The 14,985-nt window shown below is 60.9% G+C and carries 13 protein-coding genes; 3 read left to right on the plus strand and 10 right to left on the minus strand.

Annotated elements, in window-relative coordinates; genetic code table 11:
* Positions 1-125: 125 nt before the first annotated feature.
* From GTP45_RS28955 to GTP45_RS08035, 5 genes are all read right to left on the minus strand, one after another.
* Entirely contained in the window at positions 126-3,278 is a 3,153-nt protein-coding gene (locus GTP45_RS28955) for a S8 family serine peptidase (protein WP_161013316.1), read from the minus strand.
* 68 nt (positions 3,279-3,346) lie between these two features.
* A complete protein-coding gene (locus GTP45_RS08020) occupies positions 3,347-4,021 on the minus strand; it encodes a CPBP family intramembrane glutamic endopeptidase (RefSeq protein WP_161013317.1) in 675 nt (224 codons plus the stop codon).
* 69 nt (positions 4,022-4,090) lie between these two features.
* On the minus strand, positions 4,091-4,600 hold the full coding sequence (locus GTP45_RS08025; protein ID WP_161013318.1) for a redoxin domain-containing protein: 510 nt from the start codon (positions 4,598-4,600) through the stop codon (positions 4,091-4,093).
* Positions 4,601-4,609: 9 nt separating this feature from the next.
* Positions 4,610-5,152, minus strand: coding sequence for a carboxymuconolactone decarboxylase family protein (locus GTP45_RS08030; RefSeq protein WP_161013319.1), 543 nt, complete (start codon positions 5,150-5,152; stop codon positions 4,610-4,612).
* Between the two features lie 45 nt (positions 5,153-5,197).
* Positions 5,198-5,851 carry a MarR family transcriptional regulator gene (locus GTP45_RS08035; protein WP_161013320.1) on the minus strand — a complete coding sequence of 218 codons (654 nt, stop codon included), beginning with the start codon at positions 5,849-5,851 and terminating at the stop codon, positions 5,198-5,200.
* 159 nt (positions 5,852-6,010) lie between these two features.
* On the opposite strand from GTP45_RS08035, the gene GTP45_RS08040 reads away from it, so the two are divergent.
* Both GTP45_RS08040 and GTP45_RS08045 read left to right on the plus strand, forming a co-directional pair.
* Positions 6,011-6,625: a hypothetical protein gene (locus GTP45_RS08040; RefSeq protein WP_161013321.1), complete on the plus strand. Its 615-nt coding sequence runs from the start codon at positions 6,011-6,013 to the stop codon at positions 6,623-6,625.
* Between the two features lie 85 nt (positions 6,626-6,710).
* Positions 6,711-7,484, plus strand: coding sequence for a hypothetical protein (locus GTP45_RS08045; protein WP_161013322.1), 774 nt, complete (start codon positions 6,711-6,713; stop codon positions 7,482-7,484).
* 143 nt (positions 7,485-7,627) lie between these two features.
* Here the strand turns inward: GTP45_RS08045 and GTP45_RS08050 are convergent, their stop codons facing one another.
* The 4 genes from GTP45_RS08050 to GTP45_RS08065 form a co-directional block, all read right to left on the minus strand.
* Positions 7,628-9,721 (minus strand): TonB-dependent receptor, encoded by a 2,094-nt coding sequence (locus GTP45_RS08050; protein WP_161013323.1) that lies wholly within the window; start codon positions 9,719-9,721, stop codon positions 7,628-7,630.
* Between the two features lie 70 nt (positions 9,722-9,791).
* Positions 9,792-10,106 carry a hypothetical protein gene (locus GTP45_RS08055; protein WP_229258373.1) on the minus strand — a complete coding sequence of 105 codons (315 nt, stop codon included), beginning with the start codon at positions 10,104-10,106 and terminating at the stop codon, positions 9,792-9,794.
* 35 nt (positions 10,107-10,141) lie between these two features.
* Positions 10,142-10,816, minus strand: a complete 675-nt coding sequence (locus GTP45_RS08060; protein WP_161013324.1) for a LuxR C-terminal-related transcriptional regulator — start codon at positions 10,814-10,816, stop codon at positions 10,142-10,144.
* Between the two features lie 27 nt (positions 10,817-10,843).
* Positions 10,844-11,167 (minus strand): hypothetical protein, encoded by a 324-nt coding sequence (locus tag GTP45_RS08065; protein ID WP_161013325.1) that lies wholly within the window; start codon positions 11,165-11,167, stop codon positions 10,844-10,846.
* Between the two features lie 165 nt (positions 11,168-11,332).
* On the opposite strand from GTP45_RS08065, the gene GTP45_RS08070 reads away from it, so the two are divergent.
* Complete coding sequence (locus GTP45_RS08070) at positions 11,333-11,977, plus strand: response regulator (protein ID WP_161013326.1); 645 nt, start codon at positions 11,333-11,335, stop codon at positions 11,975-11,977.
* A gap of 4 nt (positions 11,978-11,981) precedes the next feature.
* Here GTP45_RS08070 and GTP45_RS08075 read toward each other — a convergent pair whose 3' ends face one another.
* Complete coding sequence (locus tag GTP45_RS08075; protein WP_161013327.1) at positions 11,982-14,981, minus strand: sensor histidine kinase; 3,000 nt, start codon at positions 14,979-14,981, stop codon at positions 11,982-11,984.
* Between the last annotated feature and the right edge of the window lie 4 nt (positions 14,982-14,985).

Raw genomic sequence — 14,985 nt, forward strand, 5'->3', positions numbered from 1 at the left:
CGAAACGATTATGCCAACAACAATGCAAAATACTCAAGAAGTACCGGCCCGTGTGACGCGTAACGAACACAAACGGGCCGGATTTTGGATGCCGCCTTAAGCTAGTTGAAGGGGAGCGTGAAGGCTTAGCCGTAGAACGGCGTGTAGGTGATGCCATTCTGGGTGGCGCCAACCAGCGCCGCCACGTTTTCCGGGCTTTCGCTGAAGCTGCGTAATGCCTCGGCGGCGTCGATGGTGTGGCTGTCCAGCAGGCCTTTCCAGTAGGCCGCGCCGCCGCTGTCCGGGTCGCGGTGCAGCACGTTGTTGTACAGGTGCGTGACCAGGTCGGCGTTGCTTGGCGCAGCGCCATACTGAGACTGGAACTCGGCCGAACTGACGAAGCCCTTGGCCACGTCGATCAGCGCCACGCCCTTGTCCATCGCGTTGATCCAGTAACCGAGGCCGCCGGCATCCGGGGTACGGTTGAACGCGGCCTGGTACAGGCGGTAGGCTTGCCCGGCGATGCCGGTACTGGTGTCGAGGGCCAGCACGGAGTCGGCAAATTGCAGGCGCTCGATGCCGCTCAATTGATCGATGCCGTCGTTGCCCTTGGTATCCTTGACGGTGTAGCCGTTGGCGCTCTTGGTGATGGTGTAGTCGGCGCGCGCGTGGTGGAACAGTGCGGTGTCGATGCCGGCGTCGCCGCTGATGGTGTCGTCGCCGACGCCGCCGTCGAGGATATCAATGCCGGTCGCGCCACGCAGGATGTCGTTGCCGTCCATACCGTGTAGCGTGCCGCCCAGCGCATTGGCGATGACGGTGTCGTTGCCGTCGCCGGCGTAGGCGTTGCGGATCACGGTGCCGGCGGCGATGGTCAGTTTGCCGTCATTCAGAACAGTGGTGGTAGCGCCACTCAAGTCGATGTAATTGTCCGCACCCAGCGCCGCGGTGTTGATGGTGTTGATGCCGCCATCTTTATCGGTGAGGACGGCGCGGGTTGGATCGGCCTTCACCAGCAGCGGGAAGTCATTGGTGTAGACGTAGGTGTCGTCCTTGCTCGATGCATGGCCGACCAGGTCCAGCGTCCAGTCGGTGAATGTGCCTGCCAAGCCGGTGGCGAGGTCGGTTACGCTCAGCGTCCATTTGCCGGTGGCGGCTTCACCCCAGTTCAGCACCGTGTCGAAGGTGAAGTGGATGTCGTTCTGGCTGGAACCGTAAGCGCTCAATGCTCCTTGTGATGGCCGGTACATCAAATAGCTGGTGGTGCCGCTCGGCGAGGTCAGTGCGATTTGCAGGTCGCCGATGAACGGGTGGATGATGTTGACGCTGACATCGGCCCGCTCAACCACCATGTCGCTGGTGATGTTGACGCTGCTGGTGACGCCGCTCTTGTTGTTGTCCGGGATCGCCAGGTTGACCTTTTGCGTGGCCGTGACTTCAACCGTGTTAGCCACGGTCTTCGGCGTGCTGTCCCAGCTTGCTGCCAGCCGCACTGCGGCCAGTGCGTCGACCTGGCCAAAACCGGTGGTCTGTGCGACGGAAATGAATTGCATACCGCCGCCGTTCCAGTTGGTGGCGCCGTTGTCGGTCACATCGCCCGAGGTGTAGTCGGTTTGGTGCGCGGTATAGGCGAGGATTTCCTGCACGTCGCGATAGCCGAGATTCGGATTCACCTCCAGCATCATCGCCACGATGCCTGATACGATAGGCGCCGAGAACGAGGTGCCGTCGGCAAAGGCATAGCTGGACGAGCTTTCGCCAGCGGTGCCGGTGCGGTCGGTGGTGATGATACTGGAATAGTCGGTATTGCCCGCGCCGCCCGGCGCCGCGATCAGGATCGATGCGCCGGTGGTGCTGAAGTAGGACGCGCTGCCGAAGTAGTCGGTGGCGCCGACGGTGATCACGTAGCGGCTGTTCTGGAAGTTGTGCAGGTTGGTGTCGTCGCCGTAGCTGTAGCCGTTGCCGGCCGATTGCACCACCACCGTGCCGAGGCCATGGCGGCCGTCCGCAGCCAGATCGTGCAGCGCCTTGAAGGCAGGCGCGAACAGCGGATCGTTGGCGTTGTCGAGGAAGGCCCAGTTGGTGTCGTTGGCCAGCAGGTTACCGTAGCCCCACGAGTCGTTGAGCACATCGAAATTCTGCGCGTACGTATAAGCGTTGGCGATTTCGGTCGGCAGCTTATCGTTGATCCGGCTGGCGCTATACAGCGACACCAGTTGCGCGTCGTAGGCTACGCCGACCATGCCTTTGCCGTCGCGGGAGGCGGCGATCACGCCGGCCACCAGCGTGCCGTGGTTGTCGTCGTTGGTGACGGGCGCGCCGCCGGGAGTCATGGTCAGGGTAGTGCGGCCGAGATCCGTGCGGACGTTGGCGCTCAGGTCAGCGTGGGCGGCGTCGATGCCGTTGTCCAGCACCGCCACTTTCACGCCCTTGCCAGTTGCCTTCTCCCATGCGAACTCGGTGCGGGTGGTGTACAGGAACCAGTCGAGATCCATGTAGCCGTCGGTCGGCAGGTCGATGCCTGCGCCGTCGTTGTCGACGATGTAGCCGTCGGCGGTGAGGTCGCTGTCCTTGGCGTTACCGTTTATTAGCAAGTTAAGATCCACGCCGAAGACGCGGGTAGGCTCAAAGTCGTTATTGCCGTAGATCGGCACCGTGACCGTGGTCGTGGTGGTGTTGGGCATGAAGACCACGGGGGTGTGCACGCCGCCGTAGTCCACGCCTTCTATCGCCGTTTGGTCGTAGGTGTCGAAATACACGCCGGTGGCCATCGGCGTCGGCTGCGACAGCTTGAGTGTGAAGACCATGGACTTGGTAACGCCGTCGTCGCCTTCCACCACCGTTTGCGAGTCGATGCTCACGGTCGGCATGATCATGGTTTGAACGCCGATCACGCCGGTGCTGCTGACGGTCATCCATTTTTCGAAGCCGCCGGTATCCACCACCTGGTAGCCGCCATCGACGCCCATGTCCTTGCCGGTGTATTCGGCCAGTACCATTGTCACGTAGTGGGTGCCGGACGGCGGCTTGGTGAACGCCACAGTCTGATCGATGTTGTACAGGGTTTGGTTGGCGCCCAGCGTGCCATTGGTGGCCGGACTCAGCGCAACGTTGGCGATCTTGTAGCCTTCTTTTGGCGAGTCTTCATCCCACGGGAAGTCGGTCACCCACAATTCCAGCCGCAGGGTGCCGGTGGTGTAGCTGGAAAGGTTGGTGATTTGGTCGGCCGTGATGCGGACCGTGCCCGCGGCCGTGTTGAAGGTGTAGCCGTAGGTGCCCTTGATGTCCGCGTTGCTCATAGCGTCTCGCCGTAGAAATGGAAACGCCATTGTAGACTTTTAGCTAATTTAAAATCAACAATATTTCTTCATTGCAGCTTAAGTAGCCGGTGGACATTGATTGCGTTGGTAGCTGGCAACACAATGTGGATCACCATCAGCCACCACAAGCTGCCGGTCAAGGCGTAGCCGGCGGCGAACAGCAGCGCCATCAGCACGCTGAGGCTGAACTGCTTGGCGCTCTTGTAGCCATGGGCCGTGCCGTAAGCGAGACCGGACACCGCGACCGCGCCCCAGGTGCCGATGTACGGCGACAGCACCAGCAGCAGGAAGCCGCGGTACAGCAGTTCCCAGCCACCGCCGATGAAAACAACGAGGACGGCGAACAGGCGCATCTCGGCGGCGTTGGTGGGCATGCCACCGTCCCGGCTCGCGGCCAATAGCTGCTCGCGTTTTTCGGGAGGCATCTTGTCGGTGTGAATGAAGCTGCCGATCACCAGCGCGGTCATGGCGACGGCGGCGGCGATCAGGCACCACAGCGGCGCGCCCGATGCGGGCAGAGCGAGGCCCATGTCGGCGACGCTGTAGCCGTTCCAGTAGCAGATGAAGAGGAGGGCCAGCAGCAGCAGGCCGATGTCGCGGATCGAGCTCAGATAGCGCTGTATCGGCGGGCGCTTAGGCTTGTCGCTGGGGCGGAAGTCGCTCCACAAATGCCGGGCGGGCAGGACGAAGACGAGATAAAACGCCAGCGCTAGTGCGATCATATAATCGGCCGTTGTGATAAAAATAACGGCCGATTATACGTTACAAAATGAGCAATGCAAGATGCATTGCTAGCGGATGCTGCACGCTTCGTCGTCGCACTGTGCCTGCTGCGGTGCGGCTTCCGCCACCAACTGGCCGATCAGCGCGCCGACTTGCATATCTTCGGCACGGCCAAAGTGGCTGAGCCGCAGCCGCCCTTGGCGATCGATCAGGATCAGCGTTGGCGTGCCGCGCAGCTGATACTCCTCCATCGTCAGCGGGATGGGGCCGTGGGGCGAGGGCTGGTCTATCGCCACCGGGAAGCCGATGCGGTACTCGTGCACGAAGGCTTCCAGCGCGGCGCGATTCATCACCGCGTGGTGCTCGAACACCGAGTGCAGTCCGAGCACCGCCACATCCTTCTCATCAAACGTGGCGCGGATGCTCTTGGCCTGCGGGATGCCGTGCGAAACGCAGCCGGGGCATAGCATCTGGAACGCGTAGATGGCGACGACCTTGCCGCGCAACTGCTGCAGCGACAGCGGTTTAGCGGTGTTCAGCCATTCCGCGGCGTGCAGTTCGGGGGCGATAGGGAACATGGCCGCTCCTTATTTAGCGCGCAGTTTGACCGATGGGAAATCGACCGGCACTTTGAACGCCACGTTCACGTAGTTGGTGAACAGGTTCAGCGCCACGTGCGCCAGGATCTCGACGATTTCTTCTTCGGTGAAGCCGACGCCGCGCAGGTTGGCCACTTCTTCGTCCGTGATTTGCGCGCGGTTGTTGACCACGGCGACCGCGAAGCGCAGGGCGGCGGCAGTTTTTGGATCAGCCGATTGGCCGGCTTGAGCGGCGCTCATTTCTTCAGCGGTGGCGCCGGCTTTGCGACCCAGCACGGTGTGGGCGGCCAGGCAGTATTCGCAGTCGTTGCGGTCGGCGATGGCGACGGCGATTTGTTCGCCGAGCTTGGCGCTGATGACGCCGCCGCCCAGGGCGCCGAACGAGCCCCACATGCTTTTCAGCGCTGCGGTGGAATTGGCTACGGCCTTGAACATGTTTGGCGTAGCGCCGAAAGCGCCGTTGATTTGGGCCAGGATTTGTTGACGTTCGCCGGTGGTGTCAGCTGGGGTAACGAGGTTAATGCGAGACATGATAGGACTCCTAATTAAATTGGTCAAAAAAAATGAGTTAAGAAACTACGCAAACACTTTCCAGTTACGCGCCTTGGCTACCGGATCGGCCGGTTCGTGTTCAAGGCAATCCATGCGCAACAGCGGCACCGACAGCGGCGCATTCACCAAACCACAGTGGTGCGGGGCTGGCTTGCCTGGATGGCGATTTGGTTCAAAGAACCGGCACGACAAGCAGGCGCGCATCTCGGGGAAGCGATCCGTCTTTTGCAACTGCGCGATCAGTTTGAACAAGCCGGTGAGCAGCTCCGCCTGTTGTGACGCAGGCAGGGCGGCCGCAGCTTGGTCGGCAAAATCCAGGGCGCTACCGATACGGGCCGCCATTGTTGCACCTTCCGGGGTGAGGAAGAGTGCAGTGGCGCGGCCGTCATCTTCTGCGCGCGCCTTGTACAGCAAACCCTTGGACACCAAGGCCGATACCGAATCACTGGCGCTGGCCGCACTGATCGACAACTGCGACGCCAGCCACGACAAGCGCACTCCCTGCTTACGACCCTGCAGCAATTGCAGCATCTCGGCCTGGGTGGGATTCAGATTTTCGGCCGTGGCAAACTCCCACATACCGGAGCGCATTACGCTGGCAATGCGCCCGATAGAGGTAACGATACGGGCCGAAACGTCCGGTGTATCCTGCCACGGCTTTTTAGATTTGGTGTCCATGCTGCGTATGATACGCCATCAAATGGATTTGTCAAGGAGTCCTAATTAAATTTTTGTGTTGCTGTTTTCACATTGGCAACATGCTATCCTTGGTGTCATTGGTCGAATTTTGGCCAAGAACGGATTGACAAAGCAAGCTCAAAATAGAGAAACCCATCGATGCCGAATTGCGATTTCTACGCTACTGCGCAAGATCATGCGCCACTCTTGGATTGGCTTTTCGCTGACGGAATGTGCAGAGTATTCGAATTGTCCTCACAATTTGAAGCGCCGCTCAAGGAATTTCATTCGACGGAGGAAGTGCTGGCCGAATTTGAGCGGGTCTACACAAACGGTAGGCAATGGCATACCGTTCACCTTCAGCTCTACGTTGTCGGCGCTGGGCCGTCGTTCGTGCCGAAACGCGTAGAACTAGATCCAGAGCAGTGCAACGGTGCGAAGTTCAGATACGAAGCTGACGGTTGGGGGCTAGTCCAGCTCTATTTATCGAGAGCCGCACCAGATGGGCTAAGAAACTCTCACACAAATCATTTCACAGCGACAGGCGCTGGAAAATGGGCGCCTGTTTATCAGGAGAAGCCTTCGCCTGAAGAGTGGGACTTCAAAAAGATCGCAGCATTCTCGACACGCTTAAACCGTCAAATCAAGAAATTGAGCATTGCTAAGATTGGGAGTCGTGCCGTTTTCCCTTGTGCAGTTGAGCTCTGGAATGAAGGAGTTTCGTTGCTTCCGTTTAACCCGGCAAGCACTCAACTAACTTTGAACCGAAATTAGATAGTGGCTGCGTTCGGCCAGAACCAGACACTCAAATTCCATGAGGTTTTGAAATGCAAATCGGTACTATCTTGGGTATTGTTTGATGAACGAAGCTGCGCTTGCGGAATTGGCGAGACTCATTGTCCAAAAAGAGCTGTTTGGTAATGTCTGGTTTTATATAACTCTAATTGCATTAGCGGGTGTTGGAGCTATGTTTTCATCGTTCATCCGTAGTTACGGGGGAGAGCAAGGGAAATTCAAGGCGATTCAAGAGAACTTTGATGAAGTAAAGCATCAGCTCGCACAGACGACATTTACTGCAAAAACAGTGGAGATGGCTCTAGCGCATAGTGACTGGTCTGTTCGGGAATACAAAACCTTGCGGCGGGAAAAACTGGAAGAAGTAATGTTAACCCTTTATGCCACTAGGAGTTGGCTCGCAAGACAAATGACCGCCCCTCATGAAACTGTGTCATTCGAACCTGCGGACAGCCCGATAGATAAGTTGGATATGTTGGTAACTTTGTACTTTCCAGAATTGCAGACGCCGGGAGCGGACTTTTTTTTAGCTCATCAAGCAATGATTGTCGCCATACTTGGAAATATAGCTCCCGTCCGAGAATTGAACTTAAGAAGAGAAATGCTGAAGACTCAAATTGAAACCGCTTCAAATCTCGCGAATCCCCAACCAACAGTACAAGAGCTTCTCGCGGCATTGGACGTCGCGTCAAATGAGTATATCGCTGCGCGAAGAGCATTCCAAGATTCATTGATTCCTCTATACAGGGATCTGCAGCAACGCTCTGCTGGTTTTTCTACCGCCATAAAAGCTGTGATGAGTGAAGTCATTACCCCTTCGGCGGCTAACTCACCTTAATACGTGTGCCCGCTTTGGGGCGGAATCCGCCTATCGGATAGTTATTTCGCGAACGGGCAATGTCTACTTGAGCGGCTCAGCTGTCGGGCGGCGGTGATTGAAGGCCAACCAGTTAGTTCGAATAACGGTTGGCCTGGAGCAGGTTAGAAGCTAGTGGAGATGCCTGCGTACAGCGAGCGGCGTTCGCCGTACTGCGGTGCACCGACGCCGACCCCCGAGCCGTCGCGCAGCAGGTAGGATTTGTCGAAGGCGTTGATCAGGGCGAGGCGGCCTTCGACCGTGCCGACCGGCGTCGCTTTCCACGTGTGCGTCAGCGCGAGGTTGACGGTGGTGTAGTGCGGCAGGTGGCCGGAGTTTGGCGCTGCATCGTCCGGCGTCATGCGCAAGCCGCTGCCGTACAGGAAGTCGCCGCTGATTTGCGAATCGCCCCAGTGGTAGTGCGCGCCGCCAGACAGCGTCACGGTTTGGTCGTGGTCGACGTGGATGTAGTGGTTGGCGATGTAGGCCAATTCGTCCGGGCCAAACAGCGATTGGCCGGAGGTGATGTTGGTGCCCTCGGCCTTCTGCGTGGTGACGTTCAAGAATGCGCCCCAGTTTTTCTGGTTGTAGACGCCCGACAGTTCCAAGCCCTTGGCGTAGCCGCGGTCATAGTTAAACGGCGACAGGATCAGCGCCTGGCCGAACTGGCCTTCGTCCAGCATGTTGCGGATTTTCTTGTAGTAGGCATCCGCCGTCACGGTCAGCGAGTCGCTCAACTGGTGGCTAATGCCGACATCGAAGTAGTGCGTGCGCTCGGACTTGACGTTGTCCGATACCGGCACTTCCGGCGCATTCGAGGTGCCGGCGTATTTGTCGATGCTCGATTGCGCCGCCAGTTCCTGTGGCGGTGGCGTGAAGTAGCGCGAGTAGCCGGCGTGCAGCGCCGTGCCCTTGGCGACTTGGTAGGCCACGTTGACGCGCGGGCTCCATTGCTGCTCATCGACGAAGGCCGACACTTTATCAAAGCGCACACCATAGTTGATGGTCAGCGGCGCGCCGATATGCCATTCATCTTGCAGGTAGATGCTGGACAGTTTGCCGGTCTTGCTGCTGTTGTCGATGATGGTGCGCGGCGTGGTGGACGCTCGCGTGCCGTCGTCGTTCAAGTCGAACACGCCGACGCTGTTGTCGCTGTGCGAAGTCTGGCGGGTGTAGGCCACGCCGGTGCGCAGGGTGTGGGTGTCATTCAGTTTGTAGCTGGCGTCGAATTGCAGGCCGTTGGCGGTGTTCGAGCGCAGCGTGTCGGAAGCCACGCCGTTGTAGGCCAAGTCGCCCACCGCGTCCGGCGTGTAGTGCAGTTCCGATTTCTGATGGAAGGCGGACACCTGGTAGTTCAAATCGCCCACGCTCTTTTGCAGCGACAGCACCAGGAAGCGATTCAGTTCGCGCTGGCGCTCGTCCAGCTGCGAAGAATCCGGCGTGCCGGCGATGGTGTAAGCCGGTTCCTGATTTGGATTGTTCGGAATCTGGAAGCGGCCGTTGTAGGTGCCGAACATCAGGCCCAGGCGGGTGTTATCGTCCACGAAGTAGGACAGGGTGCCGAAAGATTTGGTTTGATTGGTGCGGTCGTGCAGCGCGGTAGTCGTCGGCAGCGGATTCTCGATGCCGAGTTTATTGGTGACGTAGCTGCCGGACAGGTAGTAGTTGAACGCGCCCTCGGTGCCGAAGAATTCCGCGCTCGGCTCTACGTGATCATGGCTGCCAACCAGCACGCCGATGCGGCCGCCGTTTTTAGGCTGGCCTTCCTTGGTCTGGATATCGACAATGCCGGACGTGCGCAGGCCGAATTGCGCCGGCAGCGCGCCGGTAATGAAGTCGGTAGATTCAACGAAGCGCGTGTCGATCGACTGGCCAAAGCCGCTGATCGATTCCGGCAACTGCACGCCGTTGACGCGGTACTGCACGTTGCCGTGGTCATCGCGCACGTGGATCGAGCCGGAACCCTTGGAATCCTGGCTCACGCCCGGAAGGCGCAGCAGCACTTCGTTGAACGGCGTGTTGTCGCCTTGGCCCAGCTGATCGACCATGTGCTTGTCGATGCTGTAGATGGTGGTGCCGACGTTAGGCGACAGATCGATGCGCGCATTTTTCAAATGGGCGGCGGTCACTTCCACTTGCGGTATGACGGTGTCGTCATCAGCGTATGCGTGGTTGCAGAAAATGGCTGCGATCAGCAGCGGCAAGATACGGCGTTGCATATTAAATCCTCGAATGTATAGGTGTGCCGCTATGCGCAAAACAATGCAGCGTAGCGAGCTTAGAAAAAATTCAGATGGAAGAAACAGCAACGCCGGGCGGCGCGTGGGACGGCGGGGTGAGATAGCTGGTTTGCGCGGCGCGTACCGCGACAGGAGGCGTCAATACCGGCAGGCTGGCTTGCAGCGCTACCGGGGCAACGGAAACGGTGGCGGGCGGTACGCCGCCAGCCGGCAGATGCACTACCGCGCAGGCGGCGCAATCCGGTTCGTGTTCGGTGTAGGCGTGGGTGTGTGAACTGGCCCCCAGCAGTTGCAGCGCCAAAAACAGCAGCACGAAGAACATCACGACGCGCTGGTAGCGCGTCTTCTGATGTTGTGTGCTCATGGTGATGGTTGGGGCGTGCATCCGCCGATTTTACCTCAATGCGGCTGATTGAGATAGGAATCGCCTACAAGTCCGCGCCGCGTGGCCAGCACCACGGCGTGGGTGCGTGCCGTTGCGCCAAGCTTGTCAAAAAGACCTTTGACGTGGGTCTTGACGGTGCCGACGCCGATGCCCAGTTCGCGCGCAATCGACTTGTTGCATTGGCCTTGTGCCAGCAGTTGCAGCACGTCGGTCTCGCGGCTGGTCAGGCCGATGCGGGTGAAGCTGTCGGCCACGCAGCGGCTCAATTCGGAGCTCAGGTAGCGCATGCCGCGGCTCAGCGTGCGTACAGCGGTGATCAACTGTTCCGGGTCGGTGTTTTGCAGCAGGTAGCCGTGCACGCCGGCCATCATGGCGGTGCGCACTTCCCATTCGCGTTCCAGCTGGGTGACGATCAGCACGCGCGGCTGCTGGTCGCCATGGTGCGCATTGGCGCACTGGCGCATGTGTTCCAGGCCGCTGCGGTGATCGAGGATGATCACGTCGGCCTTGCCGTCGGCGCTGATCTGCATATCGCTGTGCGCGCCCAGCAGCGCTGCCACGCCGGCGCTGACTATGGGATCAGCGTGCGCGATGTGCACGCTGACTTTGTCGCCTTGCTGGACGACGGTGCTGGTGTTACCGGCGCCGCCAACGGCGGTCTGTGGCCAAGAACGGGTATCCACTCGCATGTCATTCTCCTAAAAATTAAATCGCAATCAATCGCTATCCATCGGATCCGGTGGTACAACCAGGCGTCGCCGCCCAAACAGGCGCGCATCCACCGAGTACGCACCGGCTCCAGTCAGTACCAGCGCAATCGCCGTTACCGTGGCAATCATGAGCGTGGCGGCATGCGGCCAGTCGGCGTGCACAAGGCAGGCCACCTGGAAGCCGCCGCTGAATAAAGCGGCTACCGGCGTTACCACACCGACTGCTAACGCCAGCACCAGCGCCAGTTCCAGCATCGCCAGCCACCAAGGCGTGACGCCTCCGCAGCCGCTCTCGATCAGTAGCTGCAGACTTACGGCTGCTCTCAACATCAAGAGACCGACGCCCGCGCCTCCGCGCGGAAAACTGGAACTGAATCCTCGCATGAGCATAAGATTAAGCTTTTCATGCTGTTTTGCCACGCCCCGATCCGGGAGGTGGGGCCTACCTAGATGGAGGTATAGGCAAACACTTGCGGTTGTGGCATGATTTGAGGTATGAAGCCGCCTATTACGATCTTGAGCGTAGATGATCACCCCATGTTCCGCGAGGGCATAGCCAGCGTGATCGCCGACGAAGAAGATATGCAGCTGGTGGAAGAAGCCACCAACGGCGTGCAAGCGGTAGAAGCCTACCGCCGCTGGCAGCCCGACGTCACGCTGATGGATATCCAGATGCCGGACATGAACGGCATCGACGCCACCCTCGCCATCCGCAAGGAATTTCCCAATGCCCGCATCGTGGTGCTGACCACCTACGAGGGCGACGTGCTGGCGCAGCGCGCGATTGCAGCCGGCGCTTCCGGCTATCTGTTAAAGAGCATGCTGCGCAAGGAGCTGTTGGCGACCATCCGCTGTGTGCACGAGGGCCGGCGCAGCATACCGGCCGCCGTTGCCAGCGGCATTGCCGAGCATTGGCACGAGGGAGCGCTGAGCAAGCGCGAAATAGAGGTGCTGCAATTGGTGGCCGGAGGCCAGAGCAATAAGCGCATCGGCATGCACCTGGCGATTTCGGAAGAAACGGTCAAGGTGCACATGAAGAGTATCCTCGCCAAGCTCAATGCCAGCGACCGCACCCACGCCGTCACGCTGGCGATTGAACGCGGCATTCTCGATCTGCACGCCTGCGGCGTGATGCAGTAAACCTTTACGCTGCTTCGCGCATCAGCCAGCGGCGCAGCGCACCGCGCCTGCGCTGGTAGACCGCCGCAGCCGGCGCCCGCACTTCCACCACCGTGCCCAAGCCGGGGCGGCACCACAAGTCCAGCGTTGCGTCGATTTTCACGGCGCGCTCGCGCATGCCGATCAAGCCCCAGTGGCCGGGCAGCTCGCCGGCCGCCAGCACCTCATCCGAAATGCCGCGCCCATCGTCGCGCACTTGCAGCGTGACGTAATCCTGTGCATAGCCGAGTTCCAGCTCGATGCGGCACGCGTCCGAGTGGCGGAAAGCGTTTAGTAGCGCCTCGCGGCCGATGTGATACAGGTGCTCGCCGGCCGGTTCCTTCAAGCCTGCCAACTGGCCAGTGACGATCAGCGCGAAATCGGCCGCGTGCTCTTCACGCAGCTGTTGTCCCAATTCGCTGAACAAGCGCGGCAGGTCGTGCTGGTAGGACGCCAGCTTGCGCAAGCCGCTGACTTGTTCGCGTCCCTCGGCCAGCACTTCGTCGGCCTGGTTGAGAATTTTCTCCACCAGCTGATAGGCCTCGCCGCCCGGCGGCAGGCGCTTGAGCAGGGTTTGCACGCGCAGCATCAAGCCTTGCACGCTTTGCAGGAAGGTGTCGTGCAGTGCGCGGGCAATGCGCTCGCGTTCATCGGCGCGGTCTTCCAGCCCGCGGCGCAATTGATTGGTCACGTGCTGAAGGCGCAGGCGGTAGGCGATCCACAGCAGCAGGCCCACGCCCACGGTGCACAATACTTTGAACCAGGCGGTTTCGATAAAGGTGGGCGGAATGCTGAAGTCCAGTTGCGCTTCCTGCAGATTCCACACGCCGTCCTCGTTGGCCGCCATCACGCGGAAGCGGTACTTGCCCGGATCCAGATTGGTATAGAAGGCCTGGCGGCGCGTGCCTGGGTCTTGCCAGTCGCTGTCGACGCCATCGAGCCGATAACGGAAGCGCACCCGTTCCGGCACGCTGAGACTGAGGGCCGTGTAATCGAGCCGCAAGCTGCTGGTGTTTTTCGGCAGCTGCAGGCCCTGCACCGGCGTGTAGTGCTGCTCGCCGATGGCCAACCCCTGCACCAGCACCGCCGGCGGCACCGGGTTGCGGACGATGCGCGACGGATCGATCCAGTTGATGCGGTTGGCCGTCGCCATCCATAGCAGGCCGTCATCGCCAAGCACCAGAGAAGGCATGGGACGCAACTGCGAAGCCGCGCCGAGCAGGCCGTCATGCGCGTCGAAGCGTTCGTATTCCACCTCATGGCCTTGCAGGCGCCGGGCCAGCGCCACCTGTTCCGCGCTGATACGGGTTAAGCCCTCGGTGCCGAACAGCCAAAGATCGCCGCGCGCGGTGACGGCGATGCCGGACACGCCGCGGAAAGTCTCGCCCTTGCGGCCATGCAGCGGCACAAAGCGTTCGCCGTTGAACCACGCCACGCCGCGTTCACCGCCGGCCCACAGCTGGCCGCTATTGCGGTACATGGTCAGTACATTGCCCAGCTCCAGTCCCAGCTCGGCGCCGTACATGGTGACCGTGCCGCCCTCCAGCTTGACGATGTGATTGCGGATGTAGCCGGCCCACAGCACGCCGTTGCCGCCGTCGGTCAAGCAGGTCGGGAACTGGTCGGCCATCCCGGGCGTGGTGAGGGGCAGGGCAGGCTGGCGCTGCCACTCGCCGTTCTTCAGCAAATACAAGCCCTCGCGCACGATGGAGACCCACAGTCCGCCGCCGGCGGCGCGGCTCATGGCTTGCACCTCGTAGCTGCGCGCTTCCGGCGGCAGCGGGTAGCGTTCGACACGGCCACTGTCCACGCTCCAGACTTCGTCGTCGTTGCCGGCCCACAGCACGCCGTCCGGGTCGCGGTACAGCGCCGAGATATGGCCGGACAGCACGCTGCGCCGCTCGCCTTCCGGCCCCAGCGCGTGCAGCGCGCCGATACGGTCGCCGGCCCACACGCCGCCGCCGTTCACCGGCGCAATCGCCGGGTGATTGAAAATGGTTTGCAGCGGCAGCGTGAGCAAGCGGTTGCGGCGGAAGCGATTCAGTCCGGCCGAGGTGCCGATCCAGACATTGCCCTCGCGATCCTGGAAGAAGCTTTGCGGCAGGCCGCCGCTCAAATCCTGCTGGTGGGCGGTGTCGCTGCTGCCGGCGTTGCGCCGCTCCATGCCGCCGGCGCGGAACAGCCACATATTGCCATCGCGGTCGTAGTGCATATTGTTGCCGGCGAGGGCAGGCTTGGCCGCCGCCGCACCGTCCGGCGCCGATGGCTGCATGCGGTAGTAATTGTCGACGTCGGAGGCCCACACTGTGCCATCGGGTGCCAGCGATAAGCTGCTTAAATCGCCGGCGGGCCACGCCGGCTGGAATGGCGAGCGGGTGTCTGCGCGGCTGTAAATCCCGGCCTGCATTGCCACCCACTGCCGCCCGCTGCGATCGAACAGCACTTGGCGCGCGCGCCGTTTCGGCAGGCCGGCCTCCGCGCCGATGGTGACGAAACGGTCGCCATCGAGCCGCGCCAGGCCGTCGCGCGCCGCCACCCACAGCACGCCGTCCGGCCCGCGGGCAATGCTGGTAATGGCGCCGGATGGCAGTCCTTGTCCAGCGACGAAGTGGCGCGCCTGGCCGTTGTGGAAGTAGCTGATGCCGCCGCCCATGCGGTAGCCGACCCATAGCCCGCCTTCGGGCGGCGCGTACAGGGTGCGCACGTTGGAGGAGAGCAGGGCGTGGCCTTCCACGCTGTCCATGCGTTCGTAGCGGCGGCCGTCGAAGCGGTACAAGCCGGTGCCGGTGGCCAGCCATAACCAGCCATCGCTGGTCTGTGCGATGTTGAGGATATCGACCGGCGCGGTATCGAGTGCGCCCCACGCGGTGTGGGTGTACTGCTCTTGCAGGCGGACTGCCGGCTGTTGGGCTGATGCGGGGGCGCACCAAAGCAGGCCGCATAAAGCTGCGGCATGCAGGAGCAAAGATGCGCGTGCAGTCGTCATGGTG

It is taken from the genome of Duganella rivi, from assembly GCF_009857435.1.
Lineage (GTDB): Bacteria > Pseudomonadota > Gammaproteobacteria > Burkholderiales > Burkholderiaceae_D > Rugamonas > Rugamonas rivi.